This window comes from Roseovarius confluentis, assembly GCF_002917925.1.
Lineage (GTDB): Bacteria > Pseudomonadota > Alphaproteobacteria > Rhodobacterales > Rhodobacteraceae > Roseovarius > Roseovarius confluentis.
The window spans coordinates 282783-308130 of record NZ_PPFE01000001.1 but is presented as its reverse complement, the minus strand read 5'-3'; the positions used below and the strand labels follow the sequence as shown (position 1 = coordinate 308130).

Annotated in this window: 23 protein-coding genes and 1 pseudogene; 10 read left to right on the top strand and 14 right to left on the bottom strand. The window is 64.1% G+C overall.

Annotated elements, in window-relative coordinates:
* Positions 1–2: 2 nt before the first annotated feature.
* Positions 3–500, top strand: a complete 498-nt coding sequence (rpsI, locus tag C2I35_RS01505) for a 30S ribosomal protein S9 (protein ID WP_057789222.1) — start codon at positions 3–5, stop codon at positions 498–500.
* Between the two features lie 94 nt (positions 501–594).
* Positions 595–834 carry a hypothetical protein gene (locus C2I35_RS01500; protein ID WP_146049944.1) on the top strand — a complete coding sequence of 80 codons (240 nt, stop codon included), beginning with the start codon at positions 595–597 and terminating at the stop codon, positions 832–834.
* Positions 835–975: 141 nt separating this feature from the next.
* Here C2I35_RS01500 and C2I35_RS01495 read toward each other — a convergent pair.
* Positions 976–1113: pseudogene (locus C2I35_RS01495) on the bottom strand (TetR/AcrR family transcriptional regulator); the annotation flags it as partial.
* 85 nt (positions 1114–1198) lie between these two features.
* Between C2I35_RS01495 and C2I35_RS01490 the strand changes: the two are divergent.
* A complete protein-coding gene (locus C2I35_RS01490) occupies positions 1199–3199 on the top strand; it encodes an acyltransferase family protein (RefSeq protein WP_170067090.1) in 2001 nt (666 codons plus the stop codon).
* 35 nt (positions 3200–3234) lie between these two features.
* Here C2I35_RS01490 and C2I35_RS01485 read toward each other — a convergent pair whose 3' ends face one another.
* From C2I35_RS01485 to guaA, 9 genes are all read right to left on the bottom strand, one after another.
* The gene (locus tag C2I35_RS01485) at positions 3235–3849 is read right to left on the bottom strand and encodes a TetR/AcrR family transcriptional regulator (RefSeq protein WP_103761258.1); all 615 of its coding nucleotides are present in this window, start codon (positions 3847–3849) and stop codon (positions 3235–3237) included.
* Complete coding sequence (gene ppk2, locus C2I35_RS01480) at positions 3842–4711, bottom strand: polyphosphate kinase 2 (RefSeq protein WP_103761257.1); 870 nt, start codon at positions 4709–4711, stop codon at positions 3842–3844. Before ppk2 ends, C2I35_RS01485 begins: the two co-directional genes overlap by 8 nt.
* Positions 4712–4757: 46 nt before the next feature.
* The gene (locus tag C2I35_RS01475; RefSeq protein WP_103761256.1) at positions 4758–5732 is read right to left on the bottom strand and encodes an alpha/beta fold hydrolase; all 975 of its coding nucleotides are present in this window, start codon (positions 5730–5732) and stop codon (positions 4758–4760) included.
* A gap of 34 nt (positions 5733–5766) precedes the next feature.
* The gene (gene metA, locus C2I35_RS01470) at positions 5767–6702 is read right to left on the bottom strand and encodes a homoserine O-acetyltransferase MetA (protein WP_103761255.1); all 936 of its coding nucleotides are present in this window, start codon (positions 6700–6702) and stop codon (positions 5767–5769) included.
* Between the two features lie 38 nt (positions 6703–6740).
* Entirely contained in the window at positions 6741–7601 is an 861-nt protein-coding gene (locus tag C2I35_RS01465) for an ATPase (protein ID WP_103761254.1), read from the bottom strand.
* Between the two features lie 130 nt (positions 7602–7731).
* Positions 7732–8826, bottom strand: coding sequence for an OmpP1/FadL family transporter (locus C2I35_RS01460; RefSeq protein ID WP_103761253.1), 1095 nt, complete (start codon positions 8824–8826; stop codon positions 7732–7734).
* 141 nt (positions 8827–8967) lie between these two features.
* Positions 8968–9864, bottom strand: coding sequence for a DMT family transporter (locus tag C2I35_RS01455; protein ID WP_245890361.1), 897 nt, complete (start codon positions 9862–9864; stop codon positions 8968–8970).
* Between the two features lie 137 nt (positions 9865–10001).
* Positions 10002–12020, bottom strand: coding sequence for an acyltransferase family protein (locus tag C2I35_RS01450; protein ID WP_103761252.1), 2019 nt, complete (start codon positions 12018–12020; stop codon positions 10002–10004).
* Between the two features lie 48 nt (positions 12021–12068).
* Positions 12069–13640 (bottom strand): glutamine-hydrolyzing GMP synthase, encoded by a 1572-nt coding sequence (gene guaA, locus C2I35_RS01445; protein WP_103761251.1) that lies wholly within the window; start codon positions 13638–13640, stop codon positions 12069–12071.
* Positions 13641–13905: 265 nt separating this feature from the next.
* Between guaA and C2I35_RS01440 the strand changes: the two genes are divergently transcribed.
* Complete coding sequence (locus tag C2I35_RS01440) at positions 13906–15450, top strand: trimethylamine methyltransferase family protein (RefSeq protein WP_103761250.1); 1545 nt, start codon at positions 13906–13908, stop codon at positions 15448–15450.
* Between the two features lie 4 nt (positions 15451–15454).
* Here C2I35_RS01440 and C2I35_RS01435 read toward each other — a convergent pair whose 3' ends face one another.
* A complete protein-coding gene (locus tag C2I35_RS01435; protein ID WP_103761249.1) occupies positions 15455–15790 on the bottom strand; it encodes a DUF6477 family protein in 336 nt (111 codons plus the stop codon).
* Between the two features lie 249 nt (positions 15791–16039).
* On the opposite strand from C2I35_RS01435, the gene C2I35_RS01430 reads away from it, so the two are divergent.
* Complete coding sequence (locus C2I35_RS01430; RefSeq protein ID WP_245890360.1) at positions 16040–17161, top strand: DUF6456 domain-containing protein; 1122 nt, start codon at positions 16040–16042, stop codon at positions 17159–17161.
* A gap of 9 nt (positions 17162–17170) precedes the next feature.
* On the opposite strand, the gene C2I35_RS01425 is transcribed toward C2I35_RS01430, so the two are convergent.
* Complete coding sequence (locus C2I35_RS01425; protein ID WP_103761846.1) at positions 17171–17896, bottom strand: VIT1/CCC1 transporter family protein; 726 nt, start codon at positions 17894–17896, stop codon at positions 17171–17173.
* A gap of 230 nt (positions 17897–18126) precedes the next feature.
* On the opposite strand from C2I35_RS01425, the gene lipA reads away from it, so the two are divergent.
* Positions 18127–19074, top strand: coding sequence for a lipoyl synthase (gene lipA / locus C2I35_RS01420; RefSeq protein WP_103761845.1), 948 nt, complete (start codon positions 18127–18129; stop codon positions 19072–19074).
* Positions 19075–19266: 192 nt separating this feature from the next.
* On the opposite strand, the gene mepK is transcribed toward lipA, so the two are convergent.
* Positions 19267–19836, bottom strand: a complete 570-nt coding sequence (mepK, locus tag C2I35_RS01415; RefSeq protein WP_103761248.1) for a peptidoglycan L,D-endopeptidase MepK — start codon at positions 19834–19836, stop codon at positions 19267–19269.
* Between the two features lie 335 nt (positions 19837–20171).
* Here mepK and C2I35_RS01410 point away from each other — a divergent pair, with 335 nt between their 5' ends.
* Genes C2I35_RS01410 through C2I35_RS01395 form a run of 4 tightly spaced genes read left to right on the top strand, consistent with a single transcriptional unit; the run spans position 20172 to position 24420 of the window.
* Complete coding sequence (locus C2I35_RS01410) at positions 20172–21803, top strand: L,D-transpeptidase family protein (protein WP_103761247.1); 1632 nt, start codon at positions 20172–20174, stop codon at positions 21801–21803.
* A gap of 27 nt (positions 21804–21830) precedes the next feature.
* A complete protein-coding gene (gene lpxD / locus C2I35_RS01405; protein WP_103761246.1) occupies positions 21831–22922 on the top strand; it encodes a UDP-3-O-(3-hydroxymyristoyl)glucosamine N-acyltransferase in 1092 nt (363 codons plus the stop codon).
* Positions 22923–22951: 29 nt separating this feature from the next.
* Entirely contained in the window at positions 22952–23212 is a 261-nt protein-coding gene (locus C2I35_RS01400) for an acyl carrier protein (RefSeq protein ID WP_103761245.1), read from the top strand.
* Complete coding sequence (locus C2I35_RS01395) at positions 23209–24420, top strand: beta-ketoacyl-[acyl-carrier-protein] synthase family protein (protein WP_103761244.1); 1212 nt, start codon at positions 23209–23211, stop codon at positions 24418–24420. The genes C2I35_RS01400 and C2I35_RS01395 overlap by 4 nt, the downstream gene beginning before the upstream one ends.
* A 139-nt stretch (positions 24421–24559) precedes the next feature.
* On the opposite strand, the gene C2I35_RS01390 is transcribed toward C2I35_RS01395, so the two are convergent.
* A complete protein-coding gene (locus C2I35_RS01390; protein WP_245890359.1) occupies positions 24560–25264 on the bottom strand; it encodes an invasion associated locus B family protein in 705 nt (234 codons plus the stop codon).
* Positions 25265–25348: the final 84 nt, after the last annotated feature.

Here is a 25348-nt window from a genome sequence, read left to right as displayed (position 1 = left end):
ACATGGCTGACGAAATCAAAACACTCGACGGTCTCGAAGCAGCCGTCACCGATGATATCGGCGGTGTCCAGGGCACGCCCGAGGAAGCGCCGCGCGAGCCTGTCCGCGACGACCTGGGCCGTTCCTACGCCACCGGCAAGCGCAAGGACGCGGTCGCCCGCGTCTGGATCAAGCCCGGCTCGGGCAAGGTCTCGGTCAACGGCAAGGAAATGAACAAGTACTTCGCCCGCCCGGTGCTGCAGATGATCCTGCGCCAACCGTTCACGGTGGCCGGTGTCGAAGACCAGTTCGACGTTCAGGCCACCGTCAAGGGCGGCGGCCTTTCGGGGCAGGCCGGTGCGGTCAAGCACGGCATCTCGAAAGCTCTGCAGCTTTATGATCCGTCGCTGCGCGGCGCGCTGAAGGCGGCAGGCTTCCTGACCCGCGACAGCCGCGTGGTGGAGCGCAAGAAATACGGTCGCGCCAAGGCCCGCAAGAGCTTCCAGTTCTCCAAGCGTTAAGCTTTGGGTTCAGAGTTTCGGAGAGGGCCGTCCGGTTGGGCGGCCCTTTTCTTTGGAGGCCTATGCCAGTACGCTGAGGAAAAGCGATGCGACCATGTTTGTCACCAGCCTGTTGATCTTCTACCTTTTCGCTTGGATCGGCTCGGCCACCTACGTCACGCGTCAGGCCGAGAAACGAGGTGTTGTCCTCAACCCGCGTTTCATTCTCTATACGAAACTAACTGCCGATCACCATAAGCTGACCAAACAGGTGATCAGGATTCTTAACTGGGGAACTTATGGTGCCTTGTCAGGCGCCCTGCTTGTTTTCATCGTCGTTAGACAATTTCTTTGAATGGACGCAACCAGCGATCCGATTGGGGGCCAGCCCCAAACTCAGCGTCGATTGGGGACCAGCCCCCAAATACAGGTTGAATTGGGGGCCAGCCCCCAAACCCCCGGGATATTTAGAGCCAGAGGAAGAGCGGGGCGGTGCCTACTGGTCCGGCGGCAACAGGCCCAGGCCGCGCAGGTAGATGCCTATCCCTGATTCCAGCAGATCCTCGGGCGGGAAGGGGCTTTGGGGCCCGGGCGAGTTGCGGGCGAACAGCTCCACCACGCCATGCGACAGCGCCGACCCCGCGGGTGCCGCGCTTTTTTCTTGCAACGCAGCCCTGTATCGGGTTCACGGATACCGCGAACTTACAGGGCAGTCCGGTTTGAAATACAGGCGTGAAATCGACGGTCTCAGGGCGGTTGCCGTGCTGCCGGTCATCCTTTTTCACGCGGGCTTTACCGCATTCGGCGGCGGCTATATCGGCGTCGACATCTTCTTCGTCATTTCCGGCTACCTGATCACCACGATCCTGATTTCCGACCGCGAGGCCGGCACCTACAGTCTGTGGCGGTTCTACGAGCGTCGCGCGCGGCGCATCCTGCCAGCGCTTTTCCTTGTCCTGGCCTGTTGCGTGCCCTTCGCGTGGATGTGGATTCCACCCGATCCGCTGGAGGATTTCGCGCGCAGCCTGGGCTTTACCGTTCTCTTCATTTCGAACGTCCATTTCCTCGAACATTCGGGCTATTTCGACGTCTCGGCCGACCTGCGTCCGCTGCTGCACACCTGGAGCCTCGCGGTCGAGGAACAGTTCTATATCCTGTTTCCGGCGCTGCTGTGGGCCCTGGGCCGCTTCCGGCGCGGTCGGCATGTCGCGGTCTTCGCCCTTTGCGCCGCTGCGTCCATCGCGATGGCCATATGGGGCGCGTGGAACATGCCGGGCGAAAACTTCTTCTTCACCCCGTCGCGCCTGTGGGAGTTGCTGGCCGGATCGATCTGTGCCGCGGTCCTGCTGAACCGCCCGCAAATGCGGAGCGAGGCGCTGGCCGCACTCGGCCTTGCGCTGATCGTGGGCAGCGTTTTCTGGCTTGGCCCCGAAGATCCATCGCCCTCGGGCTACACGCTGGTGCCGATCGTCGGTGCGATGCTGGTCATCCTCTTCGCAGCGCGCGAGACTCTGACGGCGCGGGCCCTGTCGTGGCGCCCGATGGTCGGTATCGGTCTGATCAGCTATTCGCTCTACCTCTGGCATCAACCGATCTTTGCCTTCGCCCGCATCCGCGGCTGGAGCATGGCGGTGCCTGGTCTGATCTGGGCTCTGATCGCTTTGTCCTTCGCTCTGGCGGTGCTGTCCTGGGCGTTTGTCGAGCGGCCGTTTCGCCGCTCGGGTTGGCTGCCGTCGCGCAGCGCCGTGTTCGGCGCCAGCCTCGGGGGGATCGTCGCCTTCGGCGCCATGGGCTTTACGGTTCTGGCATTAAACGGCGTGCCGCAACGCTTGGACGGCAAGGGACCTGAGGCGTATCTCGATCTTTTCACGAAGGACGAGACCGAGAACCTTGGTGGTTCATGTCCCGGTGGCGCGCCCGAAAGCCCCGGCGATCTGTGCCTGATGCGCGACAGCGAGGAGGCCAGCACGACAATCGCGGTAATGGGCGACAGTCATGCGGGCGCGATCCTGCCGGCCTTCGACGAAATCGCGGCCATGCGGCACATCGGCGTTTTGCACGGCATCCACCCGGCCTGCCCGCCCTTGTTGGGCGTTTACCTCGTCAACGGCGGCCAGTCGGCGCAGGAGTGCCATGACCGCGTCCGGGCCCATGCGGAAGAAGCCGTCGCACGCGGGGTCGACATGGTATTCCTCGCCGCAAGGTGGAGCCTTTACGTCAAGGGCGATGTCCCGAGCAAGCCGCGGCGGTTCATGATCTCGACCGATCCCGACAACCGCAGGCAAAGCGACGCGGAGTGGTTCGCCAGCTTCGAGACCGGCCTGCGCGAGACGATTTCCCACTACAGGGATGCCGGCATTCGTGTCGTGGTCCTGGACCAGGTGCCGCAGCAGGTGGTCTTGCCGATCAACGTGCTCGGGCAGGCGATCCTGCGCGACCTGCCGGAAGCCGAGTTCGAGGCCGATATCGCCCGCAGTTTCATCGACACCCGGGTGCATGACGAGCTGATGCGCGGCGCCCGCACGATCCTGGTGGACGTCGCAGACGACCTCGGCGCTGAACTGATCTCGGTCAACGCGTTCTTCGAGCGAGATGGACGGTATGCCTGGTTGCTCAACCGCGTGTTGCTCTACAAGGACGCGGATCACATCTCGGCCCCGGCTGCTCACGCCGTGGCGCCCTTGCTGGACAAGGCGCTGTTCGGCGACGGGCGCAGGTGACGCGGGCGCGAGGGCCGTACTCGCAACAAGTGCCGTCAGCTGTCCGGCGGCAACAATCCCAATCCTCGCAGGTAGATCCCGATACCGGATTCCAGCAAGTCCTCGGGCGGGAAGGGGCTTTGGGTGCCGGGCGAGTTGCGGGCGAAAAGCTCGACCACGCCGTGGCTGAGCGCCCAGACATGCGCCGACACCATCGCCGTCGGCGGGCGCTTGTCCGGGGGGATATGGGCTGACAAGCCCTCTGCGGCGCGTTCCAGCACGGCGCGTGCGCGGCCCGACACGGCGGCGAGGTCCGCATTGCGGTTGACCGAGATGCCGCTTTCGAACATCGCGATGTAGTGGCCCGGGTATTTCCGCGCGAACGCCAGGTAGGCACGGCCCGTCGCCGCGAAGGCGCTCAGCGCCGTCTGCCCGGTGCCATAGGCGTATTCGATCACGTCGGCGAAGATCTCGTAGCCTTGCCGCGCCGCCTCGGCGATCAGGTCCTCGCGTCCGCCGAAATGGCGATAGACCGCCGCCGGGGTCACGCCGGCCTGCTTGGCGGCCTCCGACAGGGTGAAACCGGTCGGGCCTTTCTCCTCGATCAAGGTCAGCGCCGCGTCGACCAGAGCCTGGCGCAGGTTGCCGTGGTGATAGCCGCGCTTAGGCATCCCAGATCTCGGGCCCGCCGCAGACCGAAGCATCGGGGACGCCCAGCGATTTCGGCAGCTTGTGGTCGTAGTCGATATTGAGCAGCACATGCCGGATCGTCTCGACCCGCGCCCGCCGCTTGTCGTCCGAGCGTACGACGGTCCAGGGCGCGTGGGTGCCGTGCGACCGCGCCAGCGTCTCGGAAATGGCCTCGGAATAGGCGTCCCATTTCTTAAGCCCCTCGACGTCGATCCAGCTGAGCTTCCATTGCTTCAGCGGATCGGTCTCTCGCTTCATGAAACGGCGCAACTGTTCGGCGCGCCCCACGTTCAGCCAGAACTTGAACAGGTGAATGCCCTCGTCGGCCAGCATCCTCTCGAAATCGCCGACCTGGTGAAAGAAATGCTCGCGCTGCGCGTCAGTGCAAAAGCCGAAAACCTTTTCGACGACGCCGCGATTGTACCATGAGCGGTCGAAGAAAACGATCTCGCCGCCCGCAGGCAGGTGGTCGATATAGCGCTGGAAATACCATTGGGTGGCTTCCGTCTCGGACGGTTTCGGCAAGGCCACGACGCGCGCACCACGCGGGTTCAGGTTCTCGCGGAAGCGTTTGATCGTGCCGCCCTTGCCGGCCGCGTCGCGCCCCTCGAAGACGCAAATGACCCGCGCGCCGCTTTCCTTGACCCAGGCTTGCAGCTTGACCAGTTCGATCTGCAGGCGGTGCAGATCCCGCTCATAGGCTTTGCGCGGCATCCGGTCGGAATGGGGGTAGTCGGACGACAGGATATCGCCCTTGTCTGCCCGCCGGATGGCGTTGCGAACCTCCTCGGGGGCCTCGCTTTTGAAATAGGTGCCGATCGCGCCGTCAAATGGCAGGTCCATGCAGCCACTCCCTTGATTTTGGGGCGATTATGGGATGTTAAGCGGCTTAACGCAATCCGGCGCGAGAGGCCGCGCGGTCGATTGCCGCGACGGTCGCCTCGGGGCGCACATGGTGGGGCATGTGGCCCACGCCATCCAGCACCGTCAGGTTGCCGCGCCGCAGCTGTTTCGACAGCGGGATCGAATGCACGTCCAGCGGCACGGTGCTATCGGTATCGCCATGCACGATCTCGACCGGCATCCGCAGCGTATCGCGATACTGCTTCGACATTTCCACGATATGCGGGCGCAGGCCCAGCACCTGCTGACCGTTTGCCCGCAACGTCTCGCGCCGCAGGGTCAGCCCGGGGCCGAGATACTCGGAATAGCCATCGGGCGCGCTTTGCGGCGCGAAAGTGCCCTCGATGCTGCGCTCGATCCGCTCCTCCGAGGCCAGCGCGGTGATCACAGGCACTGCCGTGGCCCCGCCGAGGGCGGTGCCGGTGACGTTGTAGAAGGTGCCCAGATCGCCGGGCCAGGGGTTCGACACGCCCGCCAGCAGGACCAGCGCCGACGTATCCCGTGGCGCGTTCAGCCCCCAGGCCAGCGCCACCGCGCCGCCGAAACTGTGGCCGACCACCACGGGCCGCCGCACGCCGACCTGTGCCGCGGCCTTTTGCAATAACGCGGCCTGTTCGCGCGGGCTTTCGCCCTCGGTGCTGCCGACGCCGCCATAGCCCGGCAGGCGCTCGGTATAGCCCAGTCCCGGCCGGTCGAACGCAATGACCCGGTAGCGGGACGTCAGCCGTTTTGCCAGGTCAAAGGTGAAGTCGCGCAGGTTGCCGCCGGCGCCGTGGATCAGCACCAGGTCCGGCCCCGACCCCTCGACCCAGACATGCACGCGGGTGCCGTCCACCTCGACAAACCGGCCCAGCGGCGGGTGGGTTTGCTCGGCGGTGCGTTCCTTGACCCCGGCCAACCCCGCACAGCTCGACAACAGCGCGACGGCGCCAAGCGCCGCCCAGACCAAGTTGCGTTTCATATGTCCACCTTTCACCGGGATCCGCCCAAAATCGTTACCAGCCGGAACCTAGCCCGATCGTGTCCATATCAAAGGCCGTTGTCTGGTAGATTTCGTTGATCCAGTTGCCGTAAAGCAGATGCGCATGGCTGCGCCACCGGTTCTGCGGCAGGCAGGAGGGGTCATCGTCGGGGTAGTAGTTGCAGGGCACGTTGATCGGCGTGCCTTGCGCAACGTCGCGGTCATATTCCTGTTTAAGCGTGTCGCTGTCGTATTCCAGGTGGTTGAAGATATACAGCGCCCGCGCCGCGTTGTCCTGCACCAGGCAGGGGCCAACCTCGTCGCTGTCCAGCAGGACCTCCAGCCCGTCGACCGTCTCGATCTCGGCACGGCGCACCTCGGTCCAGCGGCTGACCGGGATCACGCAATCGTCGGAAAACCCGCGCAGGAAGGGTGAGGCGGGCGCCATGTTGCGGTGCCGGAAACATCCGAACGCCTTGGCGTCGAGCAGGTGCTTCTTGACCCCGTGGAAATGGTTGATCATCGCCATCCCGCCCCAGCAGACGCCGAAGGTCGAATGCACGTGGGTGGTTGTCCACTCGAAGACGCGCACAAGTTCGTCCCAATAGGTGACGTCGGAAAACTCCAGATGCTCGATCGGCGCGCCGGTGATGATCAGCCCGTCGAATTTCTCTCCCGTCGCCTCGACCTCGCTGAAGGGCCGGTAAAAGCTTTCCATGTGGTCGGCGGCGGTGTTCTTGGTGCGATGCTCTGACATGCGGATCAGGCTCAGGTCGATCTGCAACGGCGTCGCGCCGATCAGCCGGGCGAACTGGTTCTCGGTTTGGATCTTCTTGGGCATCAGGTTCAGCAACCCGATCCGCAAGGGCCGGATATCCTGCCGCGACGCCTGGTCCTCGTCCATCACCATCACCCCCTCGCGGGTGAGGACGTCAAAGGCGGGCAGGCTGGCGGGGATCTTGATGGGCATGTCGGAACCTGTGTCGGGGATCAGGCCTAGATAAAGGTTTATTCCGTACGCTCAAGGGCTCCGGCCACCAGCGCCTCGAAACTCTCGGTGGTTGTGACCTGCGCCACCTCGTCGGCGGTCAGCGTGATGCCCCACTTCTCCATCGCCGCATAGCGTGGCGCGCGGTGTGCCAGCGCGCGGGCATAGGTCCAGCGAATGAAGTGATCGGGTTCAACGTCGCCTTCTTCAACATTGTTTTCGTGCAGGTATTCCGCCCAGGCAGCCGCCAGGAACTCGGGCTGATAGCACATCGGCTTGGGCGCGCGGTCGAAGCGGCGGATCAGTTCCTGCCGGTGCGCCTCGTCGCCTTTCAGCCCGATCAAAAGACAGTGAGACGACAGTTCCGTCAGGATCGGATCGTCCGGATCGTCGCCATCGACCCATTCACAGATCGACCCGCCGGTATCGCAGACAAAATTCGGATAGCAATAGAGCCGCCCCGCGCGTTCGATGAAATGACCGGTATCCATCAGCGCGTTGATCTCCGCGTTCCGGAACTGATCCTGCCTCGTGCGATATTCGTCGATCGGCAGCCCGCCCTTGTCTGGGTCGCCCGGTTTGCCCAGGTAGGTGGACACCGGGGACAGGTTGTCGAAGGTGATGTTCGAGCCGATATAGATCGAGTCCGTCTTCAGCAGGTCTCGCAGAAACGGCACCTTCATCGCGTGCGCCTTGGCGTTGTCGGCGATCAACTCGCCCATGTAGCGGGTGCCGATCCGGTAATCTATGGAATAGTGAAACCAGTCGCCCGCCTCGCGCAGTATGTTCGACAGGTGGGTCTTGCCCAGTCCCGACATGCCGTAAAGCAGCACCCGTTTGTGCGGCGCATCCCGCCAATCCTGCGCGGTCTGGTAGATCATTGTCCAAGCTCCCTTTGCGCCGCTTTGGTAGACAGCGACGCGGAGGGCGTCAAACCTCAATCCGTTGCAGCCAAAGAAAAACCCCGCCGGAGTGGACGGCGGGGTTTTCCGATCTTGAGTGCAGCAGGGGTCAGAAGTGGTAGCCCAGCTTCATGCCCACGCTGATCGCGTCATTGTTGCGGAAGTTGCCGCGCGGGGTGCCCCCGGTCTGCGGCACGCCGTTGCCCAGCATCGTGTAGCGCACGCCACCCGACACATCGAGGCTGTCGCTGACCTTGTACTCGCCACCGACGGTGATGCCCGTCTGGCCGTTGGTCGGCCCGAGGGGCGAAACCAGATCGTCACCGCTGGTGTCTTCGTAGCTGATCGCGATGCTGCCCGAGAATTTCTCGGTAAAGCGCTTGCCGACACCGATCTCGTAGGTGGTGATGTCGTCAAAGCTGGCCAGGTTGTTACCGAAGATCGTCGGCGTCAGGGTGAAGTCCGACCACTTGGCGTGACGGATCGAACCGAAAATCAGTGTGCTTTGGTTGATACCCGATTGAACCGACAGTTCGATCGTCTCGGGCGTCTCCGAGTTCGTGAAGGTCGTGAACGTGCCCGCGCCGGGAATGGTTTCGGTGGTGCGGAAGCGCAGGTCGACCGGCGAGTGATAGGTCAGCGACGCACGCAGCGCGATTTCCGGCACTTCATAGGCTGCGCCCACGACGTATCCCGCGCCGGTCGTGTTTGCGAAGCGGAAGTTGGCGCCGTTGGCCGGACCATAGGCCAGGCCCGCAATCGTGATGTCGCCCTCGGCATTCAGGAAGCGCGGACCGATATAGGCCGAAATCCGGTCGGTGAATTTCCAGCGCACCAGCGCGGTCAGCGCGTGGGTTTCGGCATCGGCGCTCGTGCCGCCCAGCAGGGTGGTCGCCGGGTTGCCGCCGTAGGCCGTATCGGCGCCATAGGGCTGGTCATAGATCATCGCCAGCGACAGCTTTTCATTGAAATCGACCTTGAACGCGAAGCCGACGGTGGAGTAATCCCCGGCCACGTTGCTGATCGAGTTGCCAGCCAAGTCAGAGCCGGTCACATCCGGCATGGTGAAACCGAACGACAGCTCGGCATAGTTGCCTTGCTCGAACAAGGGATCGATCGGGGTATAGCTACGGTCCAGTCCGCCCGCGTGGGCGGTGCCTGCCGCAAGGCCGAGAGTGGTGGCGGCCAATGCCAGTTTTTTCATGAGTTACTCTCCTCCAGAACACTAAGTCACACTACTGTTGCGTGTGAAAATCGGTCAATTTTTACGCGACGTCATGAAGCAAGGAGCAGGGGACGTGCGTGCAAGAATGTCACAGCCCGAGGCCATTCCGAACCGTTCGGTTCACCTCTTGCGGGTCTCGGACCAGAGGTTGAGGTAATTCGCGCCGAAAATCAGGGCCGCGCCGACGAAGACAAAGACGCTCACCGCCTCGTCATAGACCAGCAGACCCACGATCGCGATCACCGGCAGCCGCATGAAATCGATCGGACTGACCAGCGTGGCCGGCGCCAGCGCCAAGGCCGACGTGATGCAGAAATGCGCCGTCAGACCGCAGATGCCGATGGCCACCAGCCACGGCAGGCTGACGAGCGAGGGCAGGGCGATATCCCCGTCAAAGCCCGCACAGACCAGGCCGAACACGGCCTGCATCACGGTCATCCAGAACAGAATGCAGGTCAGAGATTCCGTCCGCGTCAGACGCTTGGCAAAGATATATGTCCCGGCAAAGCCGATGGCACAGGCCGCCGCCGCCGCGGTACCGATATTCAGCGTGTCGGGCGTGGGCCGCGCCACGATCAGGATGCCGATAAACCCCAGCACGGCGGCAATCACCCGCATCCGCGTCATCCGCTCGCCCAGCATCAGGGGCGACAGGATCAGCACCCACAAGGGCGTGGTGAATTCCAATGCGAAGACCTGCGCCAGCGGGATCATGGTGATCGCGAAGAACCACAGGTTCTGACCGGTGAAGTGAAAGACGTTGCGCAACAGATGCGTGCCGGTCTTTTGCGTCGGCAGCTCGTGCAGACGCCCCTGCGCCAGTACGAACCCCATCACCACGACGAGGCCCACGATGCTGCGAAACATCATGATTTCAAAGGTATCCAGCTCGAAGCTCACTTGCCGCCCGGCCACGGCCATCAGGGTGAAGGACGCCACCGCGCCCATCATGAACACCCCCGCGCGCAGAACGGGCACCGCGGTGTCCCGCGCCGGGTCTTGCAGGTTGTCGGTCATCTAGTCCTCGGGTCAGCCAATGGGCCATAGCGCAGAGCGGGCCACCCACGCTCTGTAAGTCACATGATCTCTAAAGAGCCGCAACGGGCTTTCCAAGACCTGAGTGCGCGATGGTCCAAGCTTCGGCCACGCGCGGTTCAGAAGGTTCTTTCGACCCGGATGACGACGATCAGATCCGGTTTGTCGTCGGCGGCCTCCAGATCCTGCGCCAGACGCGGCAGCCGTTCACGCCAGTGCCCCTTGTGGTGAACTTCGCGAAACGACGCTTCAATGAACGGCTTCACCGCAAGGGCGAAGGAATCGCCGACAACCCACACCGTCATGTCCGACGGCGGTTTCGAGTTGGTCACCACCTCGCGCGCGCCGAACGAATCAGACACGGTCGCATCGGGAATGCCGCGCCGCTGCAGCTCGAACTCCCGCCTGAACTCGAACAGCCAGTTGTCCCCGGAATGCAGCGGATAGCTTTCCATTCCGGCGAGTCCCTTGATGATGTCGCCCTCGTATTCGGGCCCAGGTGAAAACGCCACCTCGGGCACCGGCAATCCGAGCGCCTGCATCAGCCCTGCCCAGGCAAGAAACGCGCCCTTGCTGTTCCAATGGGTGTCCGTGCGGTAATAGAGTATGCCCTCGGCCCCCTTGCCCCGCAGAAATCCGGCTGTGGGGTCGTGGAATGTCAGGTTCGGGATCGGGTCCAGGGCTTGCGCGAAAGCGTCGAAATACCGGCTGTCGGCAGGCGTCAGCTCGGCCGGAAGGAACTCGGGATAGACCGACGACTTGTTGGGACCGACAAGCAGGGCAACACGCGTGCCGGATTTTGCCGCCGTCTCGGCGATGTTTGCGAACAGCGCACGCATGTCTTCCACCTCGTCGGGCGGGGGCGGGCTGTCGGATCGGAGCTTGGCCACCGTCCGGTCATAGTTGTTGCCGAGGAACAACCAGCCATCACGCCCTTCGAACCACCGGCTGGAGGGGCCGATCCTGTGTTCCAGACCGTCCCGCAGGTAAACTGTCCGGGCGGTGTGGCTGTCGCTGAAATCGGTCCGGCTGATCACGAACCCCGCCAGTCCGACCGCCATCATGACCGCCGCCAGCCACAGCGCGCGCGCCGGTTCCGCAAACTTGCCGAAACGGATCGGCCGCTCGATGAAGCGGTAGGTCAGCCACGCCAGCAAGATCGCAAGCGCCACGCCGGCGACCCGTGCATCCCGGTGGGGCACGTCATCCTCTGCGATATGCAGGAACGACAGGACCGGCCAGTGCCAAAGGTAAAGCGGATAACTGATCAGGCCGAACCAGACCGCGACGCGATTGGTGAAGAGGGGGACCACACCCCAGGCCGTGGCCCCGCCGAAAATGACCAGGACCGACCCCAGAACGGGCAGAATCGCCCACCAGGACGGAAAGGCGACCGTCCGGTCGATCACCGCCACCGACAGGACCAGCAGCACCAGGCCCAGCGCGCCCGCCAGCTTTTGCACGATCGCGCCGGCCTGGAGCCCGTCGCGGTGCACCGTAAACCACGCCAGAATGCTCCCGCTCAGCAACTCCCAGAAGCGCCCGAACGGCCAGAAGAACGTCTCGACCGGATGCGTGGTGGCATAGACGACATTCACGACAAAGGAGGCCGCGAAAACGATCAGGGTCAGGATCAGCAGGCCGCCCCGCAGCTTCCACGCCACCCAAAGCGCCAGCGGCCACAGGATATAGAACTGTTCCTCGACCGCGAGGCTCCACAGGTGCAGCATCGGCTTTACCTCGGCCGCGGCGTCGAAATAGCCGGCCTCGGCGGCAAAGACGAAGTTGCTGATGAACGCCGCCCCGCTGGCGACGTGCAGGCTAAGCTGGTTGAACTCGTCCGACAAAAGGACCAGCCAGCCAAACAGCAGGCTGAGCGACATCACCACCAGCAGCGCGGGAAAGATCCGCCGGATACGCCGTTGAAAGAAGTCGGCAAAGCTGAACGCGCCTTGGTCCAGCTTCTCGAAGATATGGCTGGTGATCAGAAAGCCGCTGATGACGAAGAATACGTCGACCCCGACGAACCCGCCCGGCACCGCGTCCGGGAAGGCATGAAACGCGACGACGGACAGGACCGCGAAGGCCCGAAGACCGTCGATCTCTCTCCGATAGCCGGTATGATGCGGGGGCGTCATGAATTTCAACGTGGCGTTATTGGGGGCGGGGGGCCCGAGGGCACGCGCCTACTCCCACTCGATGGTGCCCGGCGGCTTGCTGGTGATGTCATAGGTCACGCGGTTGATACCCTCGACCTCGTTGATGATCCGCGTCGCGGTCTCGCCCAGGAAATCATGGCTGAACGGGTAGTAATCGGCGGTCATCCCGTCGACACTCGTCACCGCGCGCAGCGCGCAGGCATAATCATAGGTCCGCCCGTCGCCCATCACGCCCACGGTGCGCACCGGCAGGATCGCAACGAAAGCCTGCCAGATCTCATCGTAAAGGCCGTGCTTGCGGATCTGGTCGATATAGACGGCATCCGCCTTTCGCAGGATCTCCAGCTTGTCGCGGGTGATCTCGCCGGGGCAGCGGATGGCAAGGCCGGGGCCGGGGAAGGGGTGGCGCCCGATAAAGCTGTCGGGCAGGCCCAATTCGCGGCCAAGTGCGCGCACCTCGTCCTTGAACAATTCGCGCAGCGGCTCGACCAGCTTCAGCCCCATCTTCTCGGGCAGGCCGCCGACATTGTGGTGGCTCTTGATCGTCACGCTGGGTCCGCCGGAAAAGCTGACGGATTCAATGACATCCGGGTAAAGCGTGCCTTGCGCGAGGAAGGCCGCGCCCTCGATCTCGTCGGCGTATTTCTGGAACACGTCGATGAACAGCTTGCCGATGATCTTGCGCTTGGTCTCGGGGTCCGAGACGCCGTCCAGCTCGCCAAGGAACAGATCCTGCTCCTGCGCGTGGATGACCCGCAGATTCATGTGGTCGCGGAACATGCCCACGACTTCCTCGCCCTCGTTCAGGCGCAACAGGCCATGATCGACAAAGACGCAGGTGAGGTTCTCGCCAATCGCCTCGTGGATCAGGGCCGCCGCCACGGAACTGTCCACCCCGCCCGACAGCGCGCAGATGACTTTCGAGTCGCCCACCTGCTCGCGGATCGCCTCGACCATCTCCTCGCGGTAGGCGGCCATGGTCCAGTCGCCCTTGAACCCGGCGCGCTTGACGAAATTCTCGTAAAGCGTGCGGCCATTGGGCGTGTGATGCACTTCCGGATGGAACTGCACCGCGTAGAAATCCCGCTCCAGATCGGCGGTGATGGCAAAGGGCGCGTGCGGCGAGGTGCCGTAGACCGCGAACCCGGGCGCCAGTTCGGCCACATGGTCGCCATGGCTCATCCACACCTGCTCGCGCTCGCCAAGGAACCAGCCCGCCAGAAGTTCGATGCGCTCTTCCGTGGGCGACACCCAGGCGCGGCCGAATTCCGCCGTGCCGCCGCCGCCCGAGATCTTGCCGCCTTCGACGCGCCCACCCAGGTCCTGCACCATGACCTGCTGGCCGTAGCAGATGCCAAGGATCGGCACCCCGAGGTCATAAACCGATTGCGGCGGCCGGGGCGCGCCGTCGCGCGTTACCGTGTCGGGGCCGCCCGAAAAGATCACGGCCTTCGGCGCAAAGTCCTTCAGGAATTCGTCCGTGACGTTCTGGAACGGGTGAATTTCGCAATAAACGCTCAGCTCGCGCAGGCGGCGCGCGATCAGCTGCGTCACCTGGCTGCCAAAGTCGATGATAAGAAGGCGGTCATGCTGGGTCATGCAAAGCCCATATGAAAAGCCCGTGCGCGATGCAACAGGTTTGAGCGTGCCTGACCAAGCAGCGCAAGGTCATGACGTGCTACCACATCTCGTAGGGTGGGCGAGAGCCCACGCGCATTTGCCTGCCGCATCCTCATCATCCCCCCGAATGTCGTTATAGACCGTGAAACGGCGCAAATCTCCCCCGACTCGCCCGCATTAGCGGATAATTAAGGGGACAGTCGCACTCTCATCAGGGTGCAAGTCCACGTTGGGGAACCAGAATATGGCCGAAGCAGCAGCCCGCAGACGGGCCCGGGGCGGAGGCGGCGCAGCCCGCCGCGCAGAACGTACCGCCGTCAGCGTCGAAACCGCCAAATATATCGAGCGTAACATCCCGAATTTCGAGATCCTCAACGAAGAGGCGCTCGAGATGATCGAGCACAACGCCGAAACCGTTCTGGAAGAGATCGGCGTCAACTTCGTCGAGAACCCCAAGGCGCTCCAGATGTGGAAAGACGCCGGCGCCGACGTGCAGGGCGAGCGGGTGCACATCCCCCGCGGCCTCGCGCGTGAGCTGATCAAGACCGCGCCGTCGCAATACACCCAGCACGCCCGAAACCCCGAGCGCAGCGTCGTCGTGGGCGGCAACAACCTGGTCTTTGCCCCGGTCTATGGCCCGCCCTTCGTGCGCGACAACGCGGGCGGACGGCGTTACGCGACGATGGCCGACTTCGAGAAATTCGTGAAACTCGGCTACATGTCCAAGTGGCTGCACCACTCGGGCGGCACGGTGTGCGAACCCACCGACATCCCCGTGAACAAGCGTCACCTCGACATGCTGCGCGCGCACATGGTGCTGTCGGACAAGCCCTTCATGGGCTCCGTGACCGAGCCCAGCCGCGCGCAGGACAGCGTCGACATGTGCGGCATCCTCTTCGGTGAGGAGTTCGTGCAGCAGAACACCGTGATGACCTCGCTGATCAACATCAACTCGCCGCTGACCTTCGACGAGGTGATGATGGGCGCGATGGAGGTCTACGCCAAGAACAACCAGGCCTGCATCGTGTCGCCCTTCATCGTCGGCGGCGCCATGGCCCCGGTGACCGTGGCCGGCACCCTTACGCAGGTCATGGCCGAGGCTCTGGCAGGCGTCGCCTTCAACCAGCTCTGCAATCCCGGCGCGCCCGTCATCATGGGGGCTTTCGTGACCTCGATCGACATGAACTCCGGCGCGCCCACCTTTGGCACGCCCGAGGCCGCGCACATCACCTATGGCGCGGGACAGCTGGCCCGCCGCCTGGGGCTGCCCTACCGTTCCGCCGGGTCGTTCAACGGCTCCAAGCTGCCCGATGCGCAGGCCGCCTATGAGACCGCCAACAGCCTCAACATGGGGCTTCTTGCGGGCGTCAACTTCATGCTGCACTCCTGCGGCTGGCTCGAAGGCGGGCTGGTGTCCTCGTTCGAGAAGTTCGTGATGGATGCCGACCAGTTGGGCGTCTACCACCACCTCGCCAAGGGCATCTACACCGACGAGAACGGCCAGGCGATGGACGCCATCCGCGAGGTCGGCCCGGGCGGGCACTACCTTGGTTGCGCCCACACCCAGGCCAATTTCAAGACCGCCTTCTGGCGGTCCGAAATGCTCGACTACAAACCGTTCGAGCAATGGGCCGACGAGGGCGAGCAGGACACGATGGCGTTGGCCGCCACCCGGGTCGAAAAGCAGCTGGCCAATTACCAGCAGCCCGCGCTCGACCCCGGCGTGCTCGAAGCGCTCAACGCCTATGTTGCCGAGAAGAAGGCTTCGATGCCAGACGCCTTCGCCTGATCCTTCACGTCACCGGCGCGGGCTGCAAGCCTTGCGCCGGTGCCTCCGGTTTGGGCACCAACGCGGCCCGGATCAGCCGCGCCTCTCCCATGATCGCAATCATCACGTCCACGTGCCGGGCCACCGCGTACTCCGCGCGCCGTCCGCGCCGGGCCGCGTCAAGCTCCGCCTCGAGCGCGAGCAACTCCGCCAGTGCCGCGCCGCTGTCGGGCAGGGCGCTCGTGTCCAGGTGCCGCGGCAAATGCAACTCGCGGCGGTACTGCCCGGCGCCCAGCCGGGCCGCGCGGATCAGAAGCCGCGGGCGTTTGAGCGTGTCGAGAACGCAAAGCAGATCGGTCATGTCAGGTCTCCTTCATTCGGGAGCCCGATGAGTGCCACACCCGGCCGGGGCGTTGCGTGAGTCGCTGTTCAACCGAACGGAACCGTTTCCAATTGTTCACACAATCGAAACCATTGTTTCCAGACTGGCTGTAAATTAACGAACTGGTAACCAAGTCGCCCCTAGGTTGCATCCCGCTTGTGGATAAATCTGTGGGCAAATTGGGGCAACTGATCCTCTTGCAAGAGATCAGGCCAAGGAGGGAAACGGATGAGCAAAGCTGGCTTGGCGGGGGCACCCGCCACGAAAGATCTGTCCTGGGTGCCGATGGCAGCCATCACCTATCTGGCCCATACCGAGGGCGGCACGTCGATCCGGGCGCTGGCCCGGCGACTCGGCTGTCACGCCTCCACCGTTTCTCGACAGGTCCGTGCGCTCGAAGCCTTGCGCGACGACCACCTTGTCGACGAAGCCCTGCGCCGCCTTGGCCCGCGGGTGATGTCCCATCCGGACGCTGGTTCGTGCATCAAGGAGAAACGCATGACCGCGCTGCCCGAAGACCAGAACGTCCAACCGTCACTGACCGAAACCCGCCTCAACCGCGAAGCCCTGCGCGTGCTGCGCCGCCTGTGTGAAAAAGGGGCCGTGCTGGCCGTGGCCGCCGAGATGGACAAGGCCGTGGTGGTGCGCGAAACCGAGGCCGGGCAGAACCGCACCGCGGTCGTCGATCGCGACATCGCCGAGGCGATGGCGCTGAAATGCTGGATCAGTTGCGACGCGCCGGGCCGGGTGTCGCGCTATGCGATCACGTCGGCGGGGCGGACCGCGCTCGGACAACTGATGGCCCAGGCTGAAAACAGGGCCCGGGGATTCGTCGAGTCGCAAGCCGCCTTCCTGGGCCAGGATGCCGCGCTGGAGCAAGAAGACGGCGAAGAGCGACAGGCCCGATACCGCATCCGCTATGGCATCGCCGAGTCGCCCCTGATCCTGCTCTCGCGCCGCCGCGACCGCGACGGCAGCCGCTTTCTCGGTCCCGATCTCGTCCGCGCCGGGGAGCGCCTGCGTGAGGATTTCGAGATGGCGCGTCTGGGCGACACGCCGCGCGACGACTGGACCGACATCCTGACCGGCGCGGCCCGGCCTACGCCCGCCGACTGGCAGAACGTCACCGCCCGGGCCGCCCAGGCCCGCGTGCTCGGGGCCCTGCGCGACCTGGGACCGGGGCTTGCGGACGTGGCGCTGCGCTGCTGCTGCTTCCTCGAGGGGTTGGAAAGCACCGAGAAAAAGCTCGGATGGTCAGCGCGCTCGGGCAAGATCGTGCTGCGCATCGCGCTGCAACGGCTCAAGCGGCACTACGCCGAATTGGGCGACAGCGCCGGGCTGATGGGGTAGGGGCGCGCGTCAGCCGCCCACCAGCCAGCCCACGCCGAACGCCGCCACGGCGCAGATCGTGCCCACCAGCAGCGTCTCGCCGACGCAGCGGCCCATCCGTTCGCCTGTCGCGTTCCAGCGCAACAGGCCGAGCGCGATAAGCGCCACCGCCGTCGCCGCGACCGAGAGCACGAAGGTCGTTTGCGTGGCGTCGAGTATGAAATAGGGAAAGAGAGGTATCGCCCCGAAAACGATGAAGGACACGAAGGTGAACAGCCCGCTCAGCACGGGGCTGTCCTCGTCGGGGTCCTGCATGCCAAACTCGTAGGTCATCATCAGGTCGGCCATGATCTCGGGATGGCGCGACATGATCGTCGCGGCCGTGTCGGCCTCGCCCGCGGGCAGGCCGCGCTGGCGCAGGATCTCGAACAGCTCCATCCGCTCGTGTTCGGGGTCGGCTGCAATCTCGCGCAGCTCGCTTGTCCGCCGCGCGCGATACAGGTCGTGCTGTGATCGCAGCGACAGGAATTCGCCCAGCCCCATGCTGATCGCGTCGGCGAAAAGGTTTGCCAACCCGAAGACCAGAACAGCAACCCCGCCGATCTGCGCCACGCCCTCGGCCTGGGCGCCGGCGAACCCCGCCACGATGGCAAAGGTGGTCACGATCCCGTCATTGCCGCCATAGACGATCTGTTTCAGGTGTTCCTGCGTCTGGCTCAGTCGATGCGCCTCGCGCCGTTGCCGTCGCCAATCCATAGCGCCCTCGGTTTCTGCCCCGGGCGCCAGCATAGAGCCGCCCACGCCTGGCGCAACAGCCCGCGCTCGCACTGCACGGGCGCATACCAAGCACGGCCCTGCAAAAAGAGGTGGGGCACTCGTTACCGGGCGTATCCGTCACATGCATGACGGGATTGCATCACTGGAACTTCCCACCGCAGTGACTTATAAATAGGATGTCTTACCAAAGGATTTGCGGGGAAAAATTCGTGCGCGATCTCAAGATCCCGGACCAGCGCCACCCTGAAAAGGCGCACCGGCCCAACAATGCCCAACCGAAAAAGCCGGACTGGATCCGCGTCAAGGCGCCCGTCGGCAAGGGCTATCTGGAAACCCGCCGGATCATGCGCGAGCACAAGCTGGTCACGGTCTGCGAGGAAGCGGGCTGTCCGAACGCGGGCGAGTGCTGGAACCAGGGCCACGCCACCATGATGATCATGGGCGAGGTCTGCACCCGCGCCTGCTCCTTCTGCAACATCGCCACCGGCAAGCCGCCCGAGGAGCTCGACCCGTTCGAGCCCGGGCGCGTGGCGGACGCGGTGCAGAAACTGGGGCTGAACCACGTGGTCATCACCTCGGTGGATCGCGACGACGTCACCGATGGCGGGGCCGAGCATTTCGCCCAGACGATCCGCGCGATCCGCCACCGTTCGCCCGGCACCACGATCGAGATCCTGACGCCGGATTTCCTGCATTGCGACCCTGCGGTGCTCGAGGTCGTGGTCGCGGCGCAGCCGGACGTCTTCAACCACAATCTCGAAACCGTGCCGGGGATTTACCCCGAGGTGCGCCCCGGTGCGCGCTATTTCCATTCCCTGCGCCTGCTTCAACGGGTCAAGGAATTGGATCCGGGCATCTTCACCAAGTCGGGCATCATGGTGGGCCTGGGCGAAGACCGGCAAGCCGTGCACCAGGTGATGGACGACATGCGCGCCGCCGATATCGATTTCCTGACCATCGGCCAGTACCTGCAACCCACGCCCAAGCACCACGCCGTGGATCGCTTTGTGCATCCGGACGAATTCGCGGCTTATGAAAAGGCCGCCTATGGCAAGGGTTTCCTGATGGTCTCGGCCACGCCGCTGACGCGCTCGTCCTATCATGCGGGTGACGATTTTGCCCGGCTTCGCGATGCGCGGATGGCCAGGCTGGGATAGGGGCGCGTCCCGTCGAGAACAGCAAGCGATCCCGGGTCAAGCCCGGGATGACGTCTGCGTCAGGATCGTACCGGACACAAGCCGCGTCCGACCATCCCGGACGTGATCCGGAATCTCATCTCGGCAAACAAAAACACCGACCTCGCGGGGCCGGTGCTCAACAGTGATATTCGCGTCAGGTCGCGCGGGGCCTTAGCGCCCCCAGCTGCGGACCGGGCCGCAATCCATGTGCACGAAGTTGGAGCCGGAGTAGCGGCCCACGCCGCCGCCGCGACAGGCCGAAGCCGCGCGGTAGATCTGGTTCACCGAGCGCGAGTTCAGCCGCAGGTCGGCTGCCTGGCCGCGCAGGTGGCGCGAATTCTTCGCCACGCCGCTGGAGCGCGAGCGCAGCATCGCGTTGGTTTTCGGGCTGCGGTAGCCGGACAGCAGCAGGTAGGGCTCGTTCACATCCATCAGGTTGTGGGCCGCTGCCATGATGTCCATCGTGCGCATGTCGATGTTGTGGACGTCGTTGGTACGCCAGTCGCGCATGAAGAGGTTGATCTCGCGGACCGCGTCCTTGATGTATTCGCCTTCGATCCAGTAGATCGTGTCGATCTTTTCACCGGTGCGGGGCGAGGCCATGGTCAGCCGACGAATGTCGCCTGCGCCTCGAAGGAACCCTGCTGCGTTGGAAAACGTTGGTGCTGCGACCACTGTCGTAGCTGCAAATGCACCCAGTAACGCACGCCGCGTTACGCTCGTCGAGCTTTGATCGGTCATGTTGTTAGCGCCTGTCCCGTCGCTTGCCTGTTGCCGCGTTAAGTAGCGGCTCTGTTCATCTCATCCCCAGATGTGTGATTGTTATGGCATATCAGGAATCGGTTACCAAGGGGTGAAAGCCGGAAGGTTCCATAGCACAAGAGATTTCGGCAAGAATTTGCGCAAATTCCGTGCAGCCGTGTTTCCAGACCACAGCTGGCTTTGCGTCCTGGCGGCCACATGTGCCGGTTTTTACCTTTAAAACCAATTGTGATTGGACAGCTCATTCGCGATAGGAACAAATGATTGCGTGCGCTTGTTGCGCAGGCAGGGAATTCGTTGATTTGGAGAACGGCATGAGCAGCGCGTTGCGCACCTTTGGACACACCAGCATTTTCACCACCATTGTCAGTGGCCTGATGGCCGTTGTTTTCTGGATGTCCGCGTCACAACCCGCCGCCGCGCAGGTCACCGCCTTCAAACAGGCCGTCGCCGAGGCCGCCTCGGACGACCGCGATCTCGCCGCCTTCTATCGCAGCACCGGTTTCACCGGCATCTGGACCGACCAGGACGCGCACAAGGCCCGCCGACAGGCACTGTTCCTCGCACTGCAAACGGTGTCGGCCCACGGCCTGCCCCAATCGCGCTACGACATCGACGCGCTGGAACAGACGCTGCGCGCCGCGCGCACGCCCCGCGATATCGGCTTTGCCGAGGTCGCGCTCAGCAAGGCGTTTCTGAACCTGGCCGATGACATGCGCACCGGCGTGCTCGACCCGCGCCGCGTGGTGCCCGCGATCAAGCGCGAGCTGCGCGATTATGACCGCACCCGCACGCTGACCGCCTTTGCCGCCAGCGACGAGCCGCGCCAGTTCATCCGCCAGCTGGCGCCCTCGACCAACGAGTACAAACGCCTGATGAAGGAAAAGATGCGGCTCGAAACTCTCGTCGCCGAGGGCGGCTGGGGGCCGACCGTTCCGGGCGGCAAGCTCGAACCGGGCGCGTCCGGTGCGGCCGTGACGGCGCTGCGCAACCGGCTTATGGCCAAGGGCTATCTCGGGCGCACCGCCACGCAAAGCTATGACGCCACCATCCAGAAAGCCGTGCGGGAGTTCCAGCGCGACCACGGGCTGGAACCCGACGGCGTTGCCGGCGAAAGCACCCTGCGCGAGGTTAACGCCACCGCCGAGGACCGCCTTCAGTCGGTGATCGTGGCGATGGAGCGCGAGCGCTGGCTGAACCTGCCTGAGGGCCGGGGCAAGCGCCACATCCTCGTGAACCTCACCGACTTTTCCGCCCGCATCATCGATGACGATATCGAGACCTTCCGCACGCGGGCCGTGATCGGCGCCAAGGCCGCCGACCGTCAAAGCCCCGAGTTCTCGGACGAGATGGAACACATGATCATCAATCCGACCTGGCACGTGCCACGCTCGATCGCGGTCAAGGAATACCTGCCCAAGATGAAGCGCAACCGCAACGCCGCCGGTCACCTGCGCCTCGTGGACAGCCGCGGCCGCACGGTCAGCCGCTCCCGCATCAATTTCGGCGCCTACAACGCCCGCAATTTCCCGTTTGCCATCAAGCAGCCGCCCTCCAGCCGCAATGCGCTTGGCTTGGTGAAGTTCATGTTCCCCAACAAGTACAACATCTACCTGCACGACACCCCGCAGAAGCACTTGTTCGACCATGAAACCCGTGCCTACAGCCACGGCTGCATCCGCCTGCACCAGCCGTTCGATTTCGCCTACGCCCTGCTGGCCGTGCAGGAGGCCGACCCGAAGGGCAAGTTCCACGGCATCCTGAACACGGGGCGTGAAACCAAGGTCGATCTGGAAAATCACGTGCCGGTGCACATCATCTACCGCACCGCCGTGACCTCTCCCAAGGGGCATGTGAACTACCGCCCCGATGTCTATGGCCGCGATGCGCGGATTTGGTCCGCGCTGGAACGCGCAGGGGTTTCACTGCCCGGCGTTCGCGGATAAACCGGCCCCGAACGAAGGGGTTGCCACATGTCCTATACCATAGACCAGATCGCGCGCGCGCTCGGGGCCAACGCCATGGGCGCGACCGACATCGCCATTGATGGCGTGTCCGAACCCGCCGACGCCGGGCCGACCCACCTCGCGCTGGCCATGAAGCCGGAATATGCCGAAACCCTCTCGCAGGGGCGTGCGCGCGCCGCGCTTGTCTGGGAGGGGGCCGACTGGCAGGCGCTGGGGCTGGAGGCGGCGATCGTCGCGCCGCGCCCGCGCTACGTCATGTCCGGGCTGAGCACGCTTTTCGATCCCGGGCAAGGCTGGGACGACGGGATTCATCCCTCGGCCGTCATTCACGACAGCGCCACGTTGGGGGACAATGTCACGGTCGGTCCGCTGGCCGTGATCTGTGCCGGCGCCCGGATCGGCGCGAACAGCGTGATCGGCCCGCAAAGCTTTGTCGGCACCGACGCGGTTCTGGGCGAACAGACCTTCCTGCGCGAAGGTGCCCGCATCGGCGCGCGCGTGGTGATCGGCGACCGTTTCATCGCACAGCCCAACGCGGTCGTGGGCTCGGACGGGTTTTCCTATGTCACCCCCGACGTCTCGGGTGTCGAACGCGCCCGCCAGACACTGGGCGACCAGGGCGACATTGCCGCGCAATCCTATGTCCGCATCCACAGCCTCGGCGCGGTCCGCATCGGCGACGATGTCGAGGTCGGCGCCCATGCCTCGCTTGACCGGGGCACCATCCGCGACACGGTGATCGGCGACCGCACCAAGATCGACAATCTCGTGCAGATCGGCCACAATTGCGTCATCGGCACCGACTGCCTGCTTTGCGGACAGGTCGGGCTGGCCGGCTCGGTCAAGGTCGGCAACAGCGTCGTTCTGGCGGGGCAGGTGGGGGTCGGTGACAATATCTTCATCGGCGACAACGTCATCGCGGGGGGCGGCACCAAGATCCTCGCCAACGTGCCCGCGGGCCGCGTCATGCTGGGCTACCCGGCGATGAAGATGGACACCCAGATGGAGGTCTATAAGTACCTGCGCCGGATCAAGCGGCTCTTTGCCGACGTGGCTGACCTCAAGAAAGCTGTTTCAAAACCGGATCAGAGTGACTAAAGCGGTTCGCGGAAAGAACGGGGTGCACCATGGATACCAAGGACAAGGTCATCGAAATCATCGCCGAACAGGCCGTGCTTGAACCATCCGACGTCACGATGGACAGCACGCTGGAGGAACTGGGCATCGACAGCCTCGGCCTCGTGGAAAGCATTTTCGCCATCGAGGAAGCCTTCGACATCTCCGTGCCCTTCAACGCCAACGCCCCCCAGGAAAGCGATTTCGACATTTCGTCCGTCGCCTCCATCGTGGCGGGAATCGAGAAGCTGGTGGCGGAACAGAAAGCGTGAAGCGGGTCGTCATAACAGGCGCGGGCACGATCAACGCGCTCGGGGCCAGCGTGCCCGAAACGCTCGAGGCGATGCGCGAGGGCCGCTCAGGCATCTCCGAACTGGATATCCGCGACGTCGATCGGCTGGCCATCAAGATCGGCGGTCAGGTCAAGGGCTACGAGCCCGAGGAACGCTTCAACCGTCAGCAACTGGCGCTCTACGACAGGTTCACGCAATTCACCCTCGTCGCCGCCCGCGAAGCCATCGCGCAGGCCGGACTTAAGTTCGAGGGCGAACTGGCCGCGCGGGCCGGCGTGGTGCTGGGCAATTCGGGCGGCGGCATGACCACGCTGGATGAAAATTACCGCTCGGTCTACGAAGAGGGCAAGAACCGCGTTCACCCCTTCGTGGTGCCCAAGCTGATGAACAACGCCGCGGCCAGCCACGTGTCGATGGAATTCAACCTCAAAGGTCCGTCCTTCACCGTCTCGACCGCCTGCGCGTCCTCGAACCACGCCATGGCGCAGGCGTTCCAGATGGTGCACGGGGGTCTCACCCCGGTGATGATCGCCGGCGGTTCGGAATCCATGCTCTGCTTCGGCGGCGTGAAGGCGTGGGAAGGGCTGCGCGTCATGTCCAAGGACGGCTGCCGTCCGTTCTCGGCCAACCGCAATGGCATGGTGCAGGGCGAGGGCGCGGGCATCTTCGTCTTCGAGGAACTGGAACACGCCAAGTCGCGCGGCGCCGAGATCCACGCCGAGGTCGCCGGCTTCGCCATGTCCTCGGACGCCGCCGACATTGTCATGCCGTCCAAGAATGGCGCCTCGCGCGCCATTTCCGGCGCCATGCTGGACGCCAAGATCAACCCCACCGACGTGGGCTATATCAACGCCCACGGCACCGGCACCGCCGCCAATGACAAGACCGAAAGCGCGGCGGTGGCAGATGTCTTCGGCGCCCATGCCGACCGGCTGATGATCTCGTCCACCAAGTCGATGCACGGCCACCTCATCGGCGGCACCGGCGCGGTCGAACTGCTGGCCTGCATCATGGCCCTGCGCGACGGCATTGTCGCGCCCACCATCAACTATGACGAGCCCGATCCCGAATGCGCGCTCGACGTGGTCCCGAACGAGGCGCGCGAGGCAAAGGTCGACGTGGCGCTTTCGAACGCCTTCGCCTTCGGCGGCCTCAACGCGGTGCTGGCGCTCAAGCGCTTCGCCTGACGATTGGCCTGCGGCCTTACGTCCGCGCGATGGATGATTGCCAGCCTCTTCAAAGGTTCAAGCCGGACAGTCCGCCCCACAGAAACGAAAAACGCCGCCCCGAAGGACGGCGTTCCAAGTCGCAAGCTGGTGATGCGGCTTACTGGTCCAGCACCGACACCTCGTTATAGGCCGCGGTAAAGCCCGCCAGCGAGGCTTCGATTTCGACCACCTGGTCGGGGGCCTGCGCCGGCACCAGCGTCAGGCGCGCAGCGGCACCTGCCTGAAACGCGTCGATGTCGGCCTGGGTGAACCCGATACGGGCAAAACAACCTCCCATCGAGCAGAACGAGTAGTTGTAGTTCTTGGCCTTGCCGCCATCGACCGAGATCTTCAACCCCTGCGGCAACAGCGTGCCCAGCGGCACCGCGATCGTGGCACCCGCCACGGCCTGGCCGTCACTGGGCAGCTTGAACAGGCTGAACTCGGCCACGGGGTTCCCGCCTTCCTCGCGCAACAGCTGGTACATCTGGCAGGGGTCTTCGCCTGCCTCACTGCGGAAGCACTGAAGCTGCCAGTCGTCGAAGGTCTCCTTGATATAGGATGGATCTTCCTGCTCCTCGCGGCCCAGGTCCAGCCCGCTGGCCGGGTCGGTCTGTCCGGCGGTATCCGCAGCGTCGTCCGTTTCCGCCTGCGCTTCGGTCTCGGTCTCCGTTTCGGTTTCAGTCTCCGATCCAGTGGCGTCCGTCTCGGTCGCCGTGGCACCATCTGCAGTGCCTTCGGTCTCTTCCGTTTCCTGTGCGCTCAACGCCGAGCCGACGCCCAGCAGAACGAGAAAGGGAAGGGTGTGCAAAAGTCTGGTCATGTGGACCCCGTTATCTAGTCTGAAATCAAGCTGCGTGCGCTCTAACATGGGTGATCGCAAGTGTCAGGATAAAACCGTAACGCC

Bases quoted from the DNA above. Each gene is read 5' to 3' on its own strand.
- rpsI (WP_057789222.1), top strand. From the start codon at position 3: ATGGCTGACGAAATCAAAACACTCGACGGTCTCGAAGCAGCCGTCACC.
- C2I35_RS01500 (WP_146049944.1), top strand. From the start codon at position 595: ATGTTTGTCACCAGCCTGTTGATCTTCTACCTTTTCGCTTGGATCGGC.
- C2I35_RS01485 (WP_103761258.1), bottom strand. From the start codon at position 3,849: ATGCCTAAGCGCGGCTATCACCACGGCAACCTGCGCCAGGCTCTGGTC.
- ppk2 (WP_103761257.1), bottom strand. From the start codon at position 4,711: ATGGACCTGCCATTTGACGGCGCGATCGGCACCTATTTCAAAAGCGAG.
- C2I35_RS01475 (WP_103761256.1), bottom strand. From the start codon at position 5,732: ATGAAACGCAACTTGGTCTGGGCGGCGCTTGGCGCCGTCGCGCTGTTG.
- metA (WP_103761255.1), bottom strand. From the start codon at position 6,702: ATGCCCATCAAGATCCCCGCCAGCCTGCCCGCCTTTGACGTCCTCACC.
- C2I35_RS01465 (WP_103761254.1), bottom strand. From the start codon at position 7,601: ATGATCTACCAGACCGCGCAGGATTGGCGGGATGCGCCGCACAAACGG.
- C2I35_RS01460 (WP_103761253.1), bottom strand. From the start codon at position 8,826: ATGAAAAAACTGGCATTGGCCGCCACCACTCTCGGCCTTGCGGCAGGC.
- C2I35_RS01455 (WP_245890361.1), bottom strand. From the start codon at position 9,864: ATGACCGACAACCTGCAAGACCCGGCGCGGGACACCGCGGTGCCCGTT.
- C2I35_RS01450 (WP_103761252.1), bottom strand. From the start codon at position 12,020: ATGACGCCCCCGCATCATACCGGCTATCGGAGAGAGATCGACGGTCTT.
- guaA (WP_103761251.1), bottom strand. From the start codon at position 13,640: ATGACCCAGCATGACCGCCTTCTTATCATCGACTTTGGCAGCCAGGTG.
- C2I35_RS01440 (WP_103761250.1), top strand. From the start codon at position 13,906: ATGGCCGAAGCAGCAGCCCGCAGACGGGCCCGGGGCGGAGGCGGCGCA.
- C2I35_RS01435 (WP_103761249.1), bottom strand. From the start codon at position 15,790: ATGACCGATCTGCTTTGCGTTCTCGACACGCTCAAACGCCCGCGGCTT.
- C2I35_RS01430 (WP_245890360.1), top strand. From the start codon at position 16,040: ATGAGCAAAGCTGGCTTGGCGGGGGCACCCGCCACGAAAGATCTGTCC.
- C2I35_RS01425 (WP_103761846.1), bottom strand. From the start codon at position 17,896: ATGGATTGGCGACGGCAACGGCGCGAGGCGCATCGACTGAGCCAGACG.
- mepK (WP_103761248.1), bottom strand. From the start codon at position 19,836: ATGACCGATCAAAGCTCGACGAGCGTAACGCGGCGTGCGTTACTGGGT.
- C2I35_RS01410 (WP_103761247.1), top strand. From the start codon at position 20,172: ATGAGCAGCGCGTTGCGCACCTTTGGACACACCAGCATTTTCACCACC.
- lpxD (WP_103761246.1), top strand. From the start codon at position 21,831: ATGTCCTATACCATAGACCAGATCGCGCGCGCGCTCGGGGCCAACGCC.
- C2I35_RS01400 (WP_103761245.1), top strand. From the start codon at position 22,952: ATGGATACCAAGGACAAGGTCATCGAAATCATCGCCGAACAGGCCGTG.
- C2I35_RS01390 (WP_245890359.1), bottom strand. From the start codon at position 25,264: ATGACCAGACTTTTGCACACCCTTCCCTTTCTCGTTCTGCTGGGCGTC.